The sequence below is a fragment of the Pseudopedobacter beijingensis genome (assembly GCF_042678145.1).
Classification (GTDB): Bacteria; Bacteroidota; Bacteroidia; order Sphingobacteriales; family Sphingobacteriaceae; genus Pseudopedobacter; species Pseudopedobacter beijingensis.
The window spans coordinates 99,057-112,239 of record NZ_JBHUDG010000051.1 but is presented as its reverse complement, the minus strand read 5'-3'; the positions used below and the strand labels follow the sequence as shown (position 1 = coordinate 112,239).

8 protein-coding genes and 1 riboswitch are annotated in these 13,183 nt (G+C 36.3%); of the genes, 2 read left to right on the top strand and 6 right to left on the bottom strand.

All coding sequences use genetic code 11. The annotated features are described in order from the left end of the window. Positions 1 to 32 precede the first annotated feature (32 nt). Positions 33 to 1,064, top strand: coding sequence for a glutamate 5-kinase (proB, locus tag ACFSAH_RS19045; protein WP_379664297.1), 1,032 nt, complete (start codon positions 33 to 35; stop codon positions 1,062 to 1,064). Positions 1,065 to 1,073: 9 nt separating this feature from the next. After that, a complete protein-coding gene (locus tag ACFSAH_RS19040) occupies positions 1,074 to 2,321 on the top strand; it encodes a glutamate-5-semialdehyde dehydrogenase (protein ID WP_379664296.1) in 1,248 nt (415 codons plus the stop codon). 78 nt (positions 2,322 to 2,399) lie between these two features. Here the strand turns inward: ACFSAH_RS19040 and ACFSAH_RS19035 are convergent, their stop codons facing one another. The 6 genes from ACFSAH_RS19035 to murA all read right to left on the bottom strand — a co-directional run bounded on the left by ACFSAH_RS19035 (position 2,400) and on the right by murA (position 13,180). Further along, a complete protein-coding gene (locus ACFSAH_RS19035) occupies positions 2,400 to 4,325 on the bottom strand; it encodes an ABC-F family ATP-binding cassette domain-containing protein (protein ID WP_379664295.1) in 1,926 nt (641 codons plus the stop codon). 126 nt (positions 4,326 to 4,451) lie between these two features. After that, positions 4,452 to 6,758, bottom strand: a complete 2,307-nt coding sequence (gene metE / locus ACFSAH_RS19030) for a 5-methyltetrahydropteroyltriglutamate--homocysteine S-methyltransferase (protein ID WP_379664294.1) — start codon at positions 6,756 to 6,758, stop codon at positions 4,452 to 4,454. 157 nt (positions 6,759 to 6,915) lie between these two features. Next, positions 6,916 to 7,105: riboswitch (cobalamin riboswitch) on the bottom strand. Between the two features lie 106 nt (positions 7,106 to 7,211). Further along, the gene (trpB, locus tag ACFSAH_RS19025) at positions 7,212 to 8,399 is read right to left on the bottom strand and encodes a tryptophan synthase subunit beta (protein WP_379664293.1); all 1,188 of its coding nucleotides are present in this window, start codon (positions 8,397 to 8,399) and stop codon (positions 7,212 to 7,214) included. Positions 8,400 to 8,636: 237 nt separating this feature from the next. Beyond that, positions 8,637 to 9,611, bottom strand: coding sequence for a polyprenyl synthetase family protein (locus tag ACFSAH_RS19020; protein ID WP_379664292.1), 975 nt, complete (start codon positions 9,609 to 9,611; stop codon positions 8,637 to 8,639). A gap of 42 nt (positions 9,612 to 9,653) precedes the next feature. After that, positions 9,654 to 11,774, bottom strand: coding sequence for a ribonuclease R (gene rnr / locus ACFSAH_RS19015; RefSeq protein ID WP_379664291.1), 2,121 nt, complete (start codon positions 11,772 to 11,774; stop codon positions 9,654 to 9,656). A 101-nt stretch (positions 11,775 to 11,875) separates the two neighbouring features. Next, the gene (gene murA / locus ACFSAH_RS19010; protein ID WP_379664290.1) at positions 11,876 to 13,180 is read right to left on the bottom strand and encodes a UDP-N-acetylglucosamine 1-carboxyvinyltransferase; all 1,305 of its coding nucleotides are present in this window, start codon (positions 13,178 to 13,180) and stop codon (positions 11,876 to 11,878) included. Positions 13,181 to 13,183: the final 3 nt, after the last annotated feature.

Sequence of the window (13,183 nt, the reverse complement as noted above, 5' to 3'; positions counted from 1 at the left end):
CTGGTTTTTGTGTACTTTCAGCTTAAAAATATATGAAGAAGCCAATCGTTGTTATAAAATTTGGATCAGCGTCTATTACCACAAATGGAGAACTGGACGAGCAGGTGGTTAGCGAAATAGCCAGACAGGTTGCTGTTTTACATAACGATTATAACATTGTTTTAGTTTCGTCTGGAGCTGTTGCCGCAGGTAAAAAATATATTAAGGGTTATAAAGGAACCTTAATTCAACGAAAAGCAGCAGCAGCTATAGGAAATCCCTTATTGCTGCAGATATATTCGAAGTATTTTGAACCCTATAAATTAGCCATTGCACAGAGCTTATGCGAAAGAGGTCATTTTTCTAACCGCGATCAGTTTTTGCAGTTGAAAAAAACTTACGAAGAGCTTTGGAAAAGCGATATTATACCTGTTGCCAACGAAAATGATGTGGTGAGTAATCTGGAATTGAAATTTTCGGATAATGATGAGCTTGCTACATTAATAGCTGTTGGTTTTGGTGCCGAGCAAGTATTGTTTAGTACATCTGTTCCCGGAGTATTAGACGCAGAAGGAAATGTAGTGCCAGAATTAAAAGTTATTGATAAAGAAGCTTTATCTTTAGCTCGTACAGATAAATCTTCTGTAGGTTTAGGGGGAATGACATCTAAGCTTAATTTTGCCCGTTTGGCTACACAGATGGGAATAAAAGCGGTTATTTTTGGTGTAAGAACAGAAGATGGGATATTAAAAAGTATTAAGGGCGAAACCGGAACAGTTTGTCATCCGCAAGCGAAGAAAATATCGTCCAGAAATAAATGGCTAGCGAGTGGAAGCTTAATCAGCGGAGCGGTAACGGTTGATGAAGGGGCCGAAAAAGCTTTGGAAAAAAGGCGAAGCTTATTGGCGGTGGGAGTAAAGTCTGTTATCCGTGATTTTGAGCCCGGAGAAGTTTTTCAGATTTTAAATGAAAAAAATCTGGTTGTGGCGATAGCTAAAGCGAAAATAGATTCAAAAACGTTGAAACTTACAGAAAGTAAACAAAACCTGGAATTGGCACATGCCGATGATATTGTTTTGGTATAAATAATAAGAATGGAAACTATAAGTCATATATTAAAATCAGCATCTGAAGCTACCAGAGTAGTAAAGAATCTTTCTTCGGTGCAGAAGGAGGAGATATTGAAGGATTTGGCAGATGAACTAGTGAAAAACACCGACCTGATTATAGCAGAAAATGCTAAAGATTTGGTTAAGATGGATGATAGTGACCCTAAAAAAGACAGATTGTTACTGAATGCCGAACGTATTAACGGATTGGCAGAAAGTATCAGAGAAGTAGCTGTTTTGGAAGATCCGACTTTACAGGTGCTTTCTGAAAAAACGTTGAAAAATGGGTTAAAAGTGCAAAAGAAATCAGTTCCGTTAGGAGTGGTTGGTGTAATATATGAATCAAGACCTAATGTAACTATAGACGTAGCTTCTTTATGTATAAGGTCTGGGAATGTTTGTGTGCTTAGAGGTGGTTCTGATGCTTTTTATACTAATATTTGTTTGGTCAACATAATCAAGGAAGTGCTGAAAAAGCATGGAGTTAGCGAAGAAATTGTACAGTTATTACCTGTTGACAGAGCTTTCGTGGGTGAGCTGCTTACCGCTACCAAATATGTAGATATTATTATTCCAAGAGGTTCCCAGCAATTGATTGATTTTGTGCGAAGTAACGCTAAAGTTCCTGTTATTGAGACAGGAGCGGGGGTTTGCCATACTTATGTGGAGGAAACCGCAGATTTGGATAGTGCTGCAGATATTATTACTAATGCTAAAGTTACAAGACCATCAGTATGTAATTCGTTAGATACTATTTTGGTAGACAGAAAAGTAGCTGCAGATTTACTAAACAAAGTAGCTCCTAAATTAGCTGAATTTGAGGTAGAGATTTTTGCTGATGAAGAAGCTTATAAGATATTGAATAAAGAAGGGTATAAACTTTTGCAAAAAGCAGCAGAAGATGATTTTGGCCGTGAATTTTTGTCTTTAAAATGCTCGGTAAAGGTGGTTGATGGTGTGGATGAAGCTATAGAACATATTACGGAACATTCTTCAAAACATTCAGAAGCCATTATATCTAAAGATGCAGCCAAAATAGAGAAGTTTATGAATGATATTGATGCTGCTGCAGTTTATTCAAATGCTTCTACCAGATTTACTGATGGAGGAGAGTTTGGATTAGGTGCAGAGATAGGTATTTCTACACAGAAACTTCACGCCAGAGGTCCTTTTGCATTGGAAAAACTGGTTACCGAGAAATGGTTTGTTACTGGCGACGGGCAAATAAGATAAATAAAATAGGTTTTAATAAACCTTTTGATATATGACTCCGGAATACTGAATTTTTATAGTATTCCGGAGTTTTTTTTGTTAGAGGCTTTCTTCCAGAATTAAGATTTCTTCGGCCATTTTTTCCCATTTTTGCTGAAGTTTTTCCAAATCCATTTTTGCTATGCTATAATTGTCATTCACAGATTTTAGTTTTTCAGCATCGCTATATATTGCCTCGTTACCCAATTCGCTTTCCAATTTTTGGACAGATAAGTTTTGAGCTTCAATTTCCTCTTCCAGTTTCTGTAACTGATTATTTAGTTTTTTAAGCTGTTTGCTTGTATCATCGGAAACAGATTTAGTTACTTCCTCTTTTTTTGCTTTTTCTTTCTTAGGTTCTTTATTTACCTCAACAGGCTTGCTGTTTTTGTCACGGGTAACCTGCCACTCTTCATATTCTTCGTAAGTTCCCGGATATTCCTTGATTTTTTTATCTTCTATAAACCAAATTTTGTTGGCTACATTGTCCAGAAAATAACGATCGTGGGATACGGTAATAAAAGTACCTTCGTATTGTTGTAACGCTTGTATAAGGATATTTACGGATTGAATATCAAGGTGGTTGGTAGGCTCATCCAGAATAAGAAAGTTAGAATCGGTAGTTAACGATTTGGCAAGTGCAACTCTGGATTTTTCTCCCCCGGATAAAACCTTGATTTTCTTAAATACATCATCTCCGGTAAATAAAAAACAACCTAGTAAAGAACGTAGCTCCGTATCTGTGTGTTTTGGAGCAAAAGATTGTAATTCCTCTAATATGGAGTTTTCCAGATGTAATGATTCCAACTGATGCTGAGCAAAAAATGTTTCAGTAACATTATGTCCCGTTTCACATTTTCCCTCAAAAGGTTCAGTCCCTGCTATAATTCTGAGTAAAGTAGATTTACCTTTACCATTTGCCCCAATTAATGCAATTTTATCACCTTTTTCGATAATTGCATCAGCATTTTCCAGAATGTCTATAGCCGGATAACTTTTGTAGGCGTTCTCTATCCGGATAACATGTCGTCCCGAAGCTTTGGTGAATTTGAAACTGAAATTTACGGTAGGATTATCATCATCAACATCTTCTACACGTTCCATTTTTTCCAGCGCTTTCATTCTGGACTGAGCCATTTTTGCTTTAGAAGCCTTGGCTCTGAAACGTTCGATAAGACGTTCTTCCTGTTTTATTTTTGCTTGCTGATTTTTAAATTCCCCACGTTGTATTTCAGATCTTAACTCTTTCTCTTCCAGGTAATAAGTGTAATTACCTGAATAAGAAGTTAATTTCCCTTTTCGGGATTCCACAATTCTATTCACTATTTTATCCAGAAAATAACGGTCGTGAGATACAATTACAATGGCGCCTTCAAATCCCATAAGATAATTTTCTAACCATTTAATAGAAGGTAAGTCCATGTGGTTAGTGGGCTCATCCAGTAGTAATATATCCGGATCCTGCAAAAGAATTTTAGCTAGCATTACGCGCATACGCCAACCTCCTGAAAAGGTATTTAATGCCCTGTGCTGATCTTCTTCGCTAAAACCCAGACCCGCCAAAATTTGGTTAGCTCTGTATTCTATGTTATAGCCGTCTAAAGCCGCAAACTCTTCTTGTCTATTGCTCAGTTTACGAAGTGTATCTTCAGAGTAATCAGTTTCTATCTTTTTTAGCAGCTCTTCTATTTCATGGTGCAATTGGTTCTGGCGTTCAAAAGCTTCCATGGCTACATGCAAAATGCTATTGTGAGATTCATAAGATAATAAATCCTGATTAAGATAGCCTATCTTTAATTCTTTTGACATGGAAATACTACCTGATGTTGGAGTGTATTCTCCCACAATCAATTTTAGTAGAGTTGATTTTCCTGTTCCATTTGCACCAATTAATCCTACGCGGTCACCAGGTTTTATATGCCAGTTAGCCTCGTTATACAAAGCCCTGGATCCAATTAGAAATGTTAAGTCGTTAATCGCAATCATGAGGGCGCAAAGGTAAGTAAATTTGCTGTTTTATAAATGACTGAGTATTTGAATAAAGTAAAAATTCTTAGGAAGAAGGGAGAAACAAAAAGAGTGCAGTATATTACAATACCGCACTCTTAACTTTTAAGCTAAAGCAGATTCACTGATTTTAGCTCTCAGTTGTTCACCAGCTTTAACCATATTTTCCAAAGCTTGTTTTGTTTCAGGCCATTTTCTGGTTTTTAAACCACAATCTGGATTAATCCAGATATTTCTGGCAGGCAATAAAGCAATAGCTTTTTCTAAAAGTGATACCATTTCTTCTACAGACGGTATACGTGGAGAGTGGATATCATAAACCCCAGGACCAATTTCGTTTGGATATTTAAAGTCTGAGAAAGCAGACAATAATTCCATATCAGATCTGGACGTTTCAATGGTAATAACATCAGCGTCCATAGCCGCAATGTGACGTATAATGTCGTTGAATTCGCTATAACACATATGGGTATGTATTTGCGTTTCGTCATTTACTCCGCTGGCAGAAATTCTGAAAGCTTTAATAGCCCAGTCCAGATAAGCATCCCAATCTTTTTTACGTAGAGGTAAACCTTCGCGTATAGCCGGTTCGTCAATCTGGATAACTTTAATGTTTGCACTTTCTAGTGCAACTACTTCATCCCTAATAGCTAATGCTATTTGATTTGTAGTTTTGCTTCTAGGTTGGTCATCTCTTACAAAAGACCATTGTAAAATGGTCACCGGTCCGGTTAACATTCCCTTCATTAGCTTTTGGGTTTGTTGCTGAGCAAAAGCAGTCCATTTAACAGTCATGTCTGCAGGTCTGCTAACATCACCATAAATTACCGGAGGTTTTACACAACGGCTACCATAACTTTGTACCCATCCGTTTTTGGAGAATAAAAAACCATCTAAACGCTCTCCAAAATATTCAACCATGTCATTACGTTCAAACTCTCCATGTACCAAAACATCTATTCCGGTTGTTTCCTGCCATTTAATAGCTTCGATGGTTTCTGTAGCAATTTGTTGATCGTATTGTTCCTGAGTAATATTTCCTTTTTTAAGATCAGCTCTTAGTTTTCTAATTTCATCTGTTTGAGGAAAAGAACCTATGGTTGTGGTAGGGAATAAAGGTAAATTGAAAACTTCTTGTTGAATTTTTTGTCTGGTTGCGAAATTGCTTCTTCTTTGCGCATCATTTTCAGTAATGGCCTCTGTACGCTGTTTTATCACAGGTTTGTGTATTTTAGAAGATCTTTTTCTATTATTGATTGCTTCCTGGTTTTTTGCCAGGAAATCTGTGTTTCCATCTATTATTTCGGCTAACTCTGCTATTTCAACCAGTTTTTCCTGAGCATAAGCCATCCAGTTTTTAATTTCAGGATCTATTTCTGTTTCCTGACTCAAATCTATAGGCGTATGTAAAAGAGAGCTGGATGGAGCTATTAACACCATGTCTTTTCCTAGCTTGTCAATGGCTTGTTGAATAAGATTAATTGATTTTGAATAATCATTTTTCCAAATGTTTCTGCCATCCACAACACCTAAAGACAACAATTGGTGAGGTTTTAAGGATGCTAAAACAGTAGTAAGTTGTTGCGGAGCCCTAACCAGATCTATATGTAAGGCATCAACAGGTAAAGAAGTTGCCAATTCGGTATTATCTCCCAGTTCCCCAAAATAGGTAGTTAATAAAAATTTAATTCCTTTGGTTTTTCTTCTCAAATAATTATAAGCTTCCAGATAAGCTTGTTTTTGTTTTTCGTTAAGATCTAAAACCAAAAATGGTTCGTCAAACTGTATCCATTCTGCGCCTAAGGCAGATAATTTATTCAGTATTTCTTCATAAACGGGTAATAGTTTGGGTAATAAATCCAATTTGTCGAAACCTTCTTCTTTTTCTTTCCCTAAAAGCAGATAGGTTAAAGGTCCTATAAGAACTGTTTTCGGAGCTTTTTTTAAAAAACGATGTCCTTCTGTAAACTCATTGAATATTTTATCAGAGAACAATTGGAATTTTTGATCTTTATAAAACTCAGGTACAATGTAATGGTAGTTAGTATCAAACCATTTGGTCATTTCCATCGCTTTAATATCTAATCCATCCTTTTGGTGACCTCTGGCCATGGCAAAATAAAGATCCAGTTCTGTGTTGTTTTTGTTTTGAACAACTACCGGATTATACCTTGTAGGAATATTGCCTAATACTAAAGATAAGTCTAAAACCTGATCGTAAAAGCTAAAATCGTTTGCAGGGATTAAGTCTATTCCTGCTTTTTGTTGTTGCTCCCAGTTTTTTTCTTTTAGCGTTTTTGCGGTGTTAAACAACTCTTGTCTGGTTATTTTTCCGGACCAGTACTGTTCGTTCGCTTTTTTCAATTCTCTTTTGACACCAATTCGCGGGTATCCCAGATTGTTTTTTTGCATTTTTTTGAAATAATTAAATATTAAACAATTAATGTTCAGGTAGTTATTTAGGAAAGTGCAATCTTGAAAATGGGCAAAAAAAGGACATAACGAGGCGTAAATCATCCACCTGATTTTTTAAATAAACCCTGATCAATTACTTCTTATCGCGAAAGCACAAACCTTATCATAATCAGCAAGTCTCCTGGCTTATAACATTGTAACCGTCCTTCTCATTCTTTAATAGAACAATGGACAACAAGGGTTACAACTTTGATGTTATTTACAGTTGCGCGACAGCTCGTGATTTACACACGATTCCTTTTTAAGGGTAATCTTCATTACCCACTAATTATGAGGATGATAATACCTACAAGAACGTTTCAGGCAACGAAGGTAAGGAATCAAAAACAAATACTACTAATGTAGTAGTATTTGTTTTTGATTGGAAGGAACGAAAGTTTTTATAGAGAATTACATTTCTCTCTCTACATCTTTATCTCCTCGTCCAGAGACGTTTATTACTGCCAGTTCTCCTTTATCTTTAAGCAGTTTAATAGCTAATGCTACTGCATGTGATGATTCTATGGCGGGAGTAATACCTTCTAATTTGGATAAAAGCTTGTAAGCATCAACTGCTTCTTTATCTGTTATTGGATAATAATTTGCCCTTCCGGTGTCTTTTAATTGGGCATGCTGTGGAGATATTCCCGGGTAATCTAAACCTGCGGCAATAGATTTGGAAGGAATTGGATTTCCATCTTCGTCTACCAGGCAGTAGGACATGGTACCCTGGAAAACGGCAGGTTTACCAAAAGATAATGTAGCAGCTGTATTTGGATAAGTACCTTCTCCGCCACCTTCTGCGCCATGAATTTCTACTTCATTATCTGCTAAAAATCCTGAAAAAAGACCAATAGCATTAGATCCGCCGCCAACGGCAGCAAAAATATGTTTAGGTAATCTTCCTTCTTCAGCAAGAATTTGTTGTTTTGCTTCGTTTCCGATTACTGATTGAAAGTAACCTACCATTTTAGGGTATGGGTGTGGTCCTACGTGTGATCCTAAAAGGTAAAAAGACGAAGGATTTTCTATATAGTACCCCAAAGCGGCGTCAACTGCATCTTTTAATGTACGACTTCCCAGATTGGTGGTAACTACTTCTGCGCCCAATAAACGCATACGGCGTACATTTAATGCTTGACGTTCTGCATCAATTTCTCCCATAAATACTTTGCAAGGGATGCCTAATATTGCAGCGGCAGTAGCTGTTGCTACACCATGTTGTCCGGCACCGGTTTCTGCTATAACTTCTTGTGCGCCCATTTTTTTTGCCAACAAGATTTGTCCTATGCAGTTATTGATTTTATGAGATCCGGTATGGTTGAGGTCCTCTCTTTTAAGATATATTTTAGAACCTACGTAATCACTTAGGTTTTTTGCGTAGTATAAAGGTGAGGGGCGACCTACATATTGTTTCAATATGGTAATGAATTCTTTTCTAAAGTCGTCTTTTAATACTTCCTGATCGAAGAAATCTGCCAGTTTAGTTAATTGTCCCTCTAAAACTGGTGGAATATAAGCACCACCATAAGGTCCGTAAGTGCCGTTATGTGCTAACATGCTTTCTAAAGGACCTACTTTTATTGTTACCTCGTTCATAAATTATTGTTTAGGAATTTTGTTGTATATAAATAACTAATATATCATAAATATGCTTTATTTAATAGCATATCTATGAAATTTAGAGGTATTTTAAAATAAGTATTAGAATAGCTTTAAAAGTTTTCTGGGATGAGTTTGAGTGGATATCAAAAACACAAAATTATTATCGTGATACCTCGTTCAGTTCAATATAGACATTCAGCGATAATCCCTAAAGCATTTTAGGCTCAGTTTTTAATGTTCTCTCTGGATAAGTTGTGTGGCAAAATCTTTTAGAACAGATTTTTTATCTTCAGGAATTGCTATCGCATTTAAAGATTCTATAGCTCGGTTTGCAAAATCTAACATAGCCTCTTCTGCTATATTTTTTATAGAAAGTTTATCGTATAGATTTGTTACCTGTTCTACTTTGCTTTCTGCTTTAATAGACTTGTTTTCTAATAGACTAATTAACAGGTTTTGATCGGATCCTTTAGCCAGTTCCAAAGCTTTTATTAGCAAAAATGTTTTTTTGTTGGAAATAATATCACCGCCTATCTGTTTTCCAAACTTTTCGGGATCGCCATAAACATCTAATATATCGTCTTGTAATTGAAAAGCTATTCCCAGGTTGACACCAAAATTATAGATCAAATTTTGGTTTGATGTGCTTGCGTGTGCAATTAATGCTCCTGTTTTTAATGCTCCTCCTAGTAATACTGCAGTTTTAAGCCTTATCATATTCAGATAATTAGCAATACTGACACTAGCTTCTTTTTCAAAGTTCATATCAAATTGCTGTCCTTCGCAAACTTCTTGTGCAGTAGTGTTAAACAGACTTAAAACTTGGGGTAAGATAGACGCTTCAACTTGTGAAATTAGTTTATAAGCATCTATCAACATTATATCGCCGGATAAAATAGCTACAGCGTCATTCCATTTTGCATGTACGGTAGGTTTACCTCTTCTAAGAGGAGCTTTATCCATGATATCATCATGCATTAACGTGAAATTATGGAAAAACTCTATAGCTAAGGCAGGTTTGGTAGCCTGTAATACATTACCTCCAAATGCGTCTACAGCCATCAATAATAAAGCGGGTCTTAATCTTTTTCCGCCCAAGCCTAATAAGTATGATACAGGTTCATATAATTCCTGTGGTTGGTTTGGGTATTGATAGCTTGTAACTGCTTTATCTAAGATTTGCTGCAATTCTGGTATACTGTACATCTCGGGCTAAAAATAAAACGGCGAATTTATAAACAATAAAGCTTAATCAGTAATTAAAGTGAAATCAATCTGTCTTTTACTTAAATCTACTCGCTTTACTTTTATTTTTACTTCGTCACCCAGTTGGTATATCTTTTTCTTCCGTTGTCCAATAATACAATAGTTTTTCTCATCCAGTGTATAGAAATCATCAGCAATATCTCTTAGTCTTATCATTCCTTCGCATTTGTTTTCTTCAATTTCTACATACATTCCCCATTCTGTAACACCGGAAACAATACCAATATAAACCTGACCAATATTGTCCTGAAGGTATTCGGCTTGTTTATATTTAATGGAAGTTCGTTCAGCATCAGCAGCTTTTTTCTCCATTTGGGAGGCATGAACGGCCATTTTTTCGTAATGCTCTGCATTGGCATTGTCTCCGCCATGTATATAATGTTCAAGTAACCTGTGCACCATAACATCCGGATAACGACGGATAGGAGAGGTGAAGTGGGTGTAGAAATCAAATGCTAAACCATAATGGCTGCTGCTTTTAGTCGTGTAAATGGCTTTTGCCATTGATCTTATCGCTAATTGAGTAAGTACATTTTGTTCTTTTTTACCTTCAACCTCACTCATTAACTTATTCATGGAACGGGCAATGTCTCTATCGGATTTTGTTGATATTTTATAACCAAATCTGGATGCAAACTGAGAAAAAGCATTCAGGGTTTCTAGATTTGGAGAGTCGTGGGCGCGGTATATAAATGTTAATTTATGTTTTCCTTTTCCTTTTTTTGAAATAAACTCGGCAACTTTTCTGTTGGCCAGCAACATAAAGTCTTCAATAAGTTTATGTGCATCTTTTCTTTCTTTTACATAAACGCCAATAGGCTTTCCCGTTTCGTCTAGTTTAAATTTTACTTCTGTAGATTCGAAATTAATGGCACCCTGTTTAAACTTCCTGTCTCTTAGAATATATGCCAGATCGTTTATTTTAAGTATTTCATCTGCATATTCACCACTTTTTGCTTCTATAATTTCCTGTACCTCTTCATAGGCAAAACGTCGGTTAGATTCTATTACTGTTTTGCCAAACCATTCGGTTATAATTTGTGCATCGTCATTCATTTCAAAAACGGCTGAAAAACAAAGTTTTTCTTCGTTAGGACGTAACGAACATAAATTGTTAGATAATCGTTCGGGTAACATTGGAATTACCCTGTCTACTAAATAAACAGAAGTACCACGTTCGTAAGCTTCTTTATCCAGAGGTGTATCGGGAGTAACGTAATGGGATACATCTGCAATATGAACACCTATTTCGTAGTTGCCGTTTTCCAGTTTTCTAAAAGAAATAGCATCATCAAAATCTTTTGCATCAAAAGGGTCTATGGTGAAGGTTAAAATATCCCTGAAATCTCGTCTTTTTTTGATTTCTTCGGCGGGTATTTTGTCGGAAATAGCATTTGCTTCTTCTTCTACTTCATCAGGAAATTTTAATGGGAAACCATATTCAGCCAATATGGCGTTCATTTCTGTATCATTTTCTCCTTCTTTACCCAGAACGCTTTTAATAATACCTACCGGGTTTTTAGCTCCTTCGGGCCAATCTGTTATTCTTGCTAATGCTTTTACACCGTTTTTTGCACCATTAAGATCTTCCAGTGGAATAAAAATATCGTAAAGCATTTTCCGGTCATCCGGTATAAAAAAAGCGTAATGCTGAGATACTTTTACAATACCGGTAAATTCGTATTTGGCTCTTTTAAGGATTTCGACAACTTCTCCTTCTTTTCTTTTACCTTTTTTACTGGCGTAAACGTAAATTTTGACATGGTCTCCATGTAATGCTCTGCGTAGTTTTCTCGGAGCTATATAAATATCTTTTTCTTCAGTTTCATCATCAGCCACCAAATAAGCGGATCCGTCATTTGCCAGATCTATGATACCGGTCTGGAATGTTTTGACTTCTTTTAGCTGATATTTGCCCTGTTCAGATTCTTTAAATATTCCTGTTTTTGAGTCTTCTTTTAAAATGGCAAGTATTGTTTTCTTAGACTCAGGGTCGATAATATTCAGTTTTGCTGATACTTGCTTGTAATTTAGAGACTTATTACCATTGTTCTCAAATATGTTAATGATAAGATCTCTTAGTATATGCTTGATGTTTGACATAAATACGTTTTTAAGGTTAAACTGAAAATCTAAATTTAGGTTTTCTAATGAAGATAAATGTGACAATAAACAAAAAACTCTCCGGGTAGGAGAGTTTCTTGTTATATTCTTCTGATATCTGCACCCAGCGCTTTTAAACGGGTGTCTATATCCTGATATCCTCTTTCTATTTGTTCTATATTGTAAATGGTTGATTTTCCGGTTGCTGATAATGCAGCGATGAGGAGAGAAACTCCTGCTCTGATATCAGGAGAGGTCATCTCTATACCTTTTAATTTATATTTTTTATCTAAGCCAATTACTGTTGCTCTATGCGGATCGCAAAGGATAATCTGCGCGCCCATGTCTATCAGTTTATCCACAAAGAAAAGTCGGCTTTCGAACATTTTCTGATGAATAAGTACCGACCCTTTTGCTTGTGTAGCAACTACCAGTACAATAGAAAGTAAGTCAGGTGTAAAACCGGGCCACGGAGCATCTGCTACGGTAAGGATAGATCCGTCAATAAAAGTATCTATTTCGTAATGTTCTTGAGCAGGTATATAGATATCATCTCCTTTTAATTCCATTTTAATCCCCAGACGACTAAAAACAGAAGGGATAATGCCTAACTCTTTGTAACAAACATCTTTAATGGTGATTTCAGATCCGGTCATGGCAGCTAAACCAATAAAAGATCCTATTTCTATCATATCTGGCAATAGACGGTGTTCTGTACCGCGTAAATAATCTACCCCTTCAATGGTTAATAGGTTAGAACCAATACCGCTGATTTTGGCTCCCATTCTATTCAGCATTTTGCAAAGCTGTTGTAGATAAGGTTCGCAGGCCGCGTTATAAATAGTTGTGGTACCTTTGGCTAAAACTGCAGCCATCACAATATTTGCAGTTCCTGTAACCGAAGCTTCGTCTAAAAGAATATAAGTTCCTTTAAGGCCGGTAGCATCTACATTAAAGAAATTGGTTTCCGGATTGTATACAAATTTGGCACCTAATTTTTCAAAACCAAGAAAATGGGTGTCTAAACGTCTTCTTCCGATTTTATCGCCACCTGGTTTAGGGATGGCTGCTTTACCAAAACGGGCAAGTAACGGACCAACAATCATGATAGAGCCTCTGAGACTTCCTCCTTTTGCTTTGAACGTTTGCGATTGAAAGAATTCGAGATTGATATTTGCTGCCGTAAATTCGTACGTATCTTTGTTTAACCTGTTTACTTCTACACCTAAATCGCCAAGAAGCTCTATTAATTTGTTGACATCTTTGATGTCTGGAATATTACTTATCGTAACCTTTTCAGGGGTAAGTAAAACCGCAGAAAGTATTTGTAATGCTTCGTTTTTGGCTCCTTGTGGGATAATTTCTCCTTTTAAAGGTTTCCCTCCACGAATTTCAAATGCGTTCATATA

What these genes read in the sequence shown, in the direction of transcription:
- proB (WP_379664297.1), top strand. Translation starts at nt 33, where the DNA reads ATGAAGAAGCCAATCGTTGTTATAAAATTTGGATCAGCGTCTATTACC.
- ACFSAH_RS19040 (WP_379664296.1), top strand. Translation starts at nt 1,074, where the DNA reads ATGGAAACTATAAGTCATATATTAAAATCAGCATCTGAAGCTACCAGA.
- ACFSAH_RS19035 (WP_379664295.1), bottom strand. Translation starts at nt 4,325, where the DNA reads ATGATTGCGATTAACGACTTAACATTTCTAATTGGATCCAGGGCTTTG.
- metE (WP_379664294.1), bottom strand. Translation starts at nt 6,758, where the DNA reads ATGCAAAAAAACAATCTGGGATACCCGCGAATTGGTGTCAAAAGAGAA.
- trpB (WP_379664293.1), bottom strand. Translation starts at nt 8,399, where the DNA reads ATGAACGAGGTAACAATAAAAGTAGGTCCTTTAGAAAGCATGTTAGCA.
- ACFSAH_RS19020 (WP_379664292.1), bottom strand. Translation starts at nt 9,611, where the DNA reads ATGTACAGTATACCAGAATTGCAGCAAATCTTAGATAAAGCAGTTACA.
- rnr (WP_379664291.1), bottom strand. Translation starts at nt 11,774, where the DNA reads ATGTCAAACATCAAGCATATACTAAGAGATCTTATCATTAACATATTT.
- murA (WP_379664290.1), bottom strand. Translation starts at nt 13,180, where the DNA reads ATGAACGCATTTGAAATTCGTGGAGGGAAACCTTTAAAAGGAGAAATT.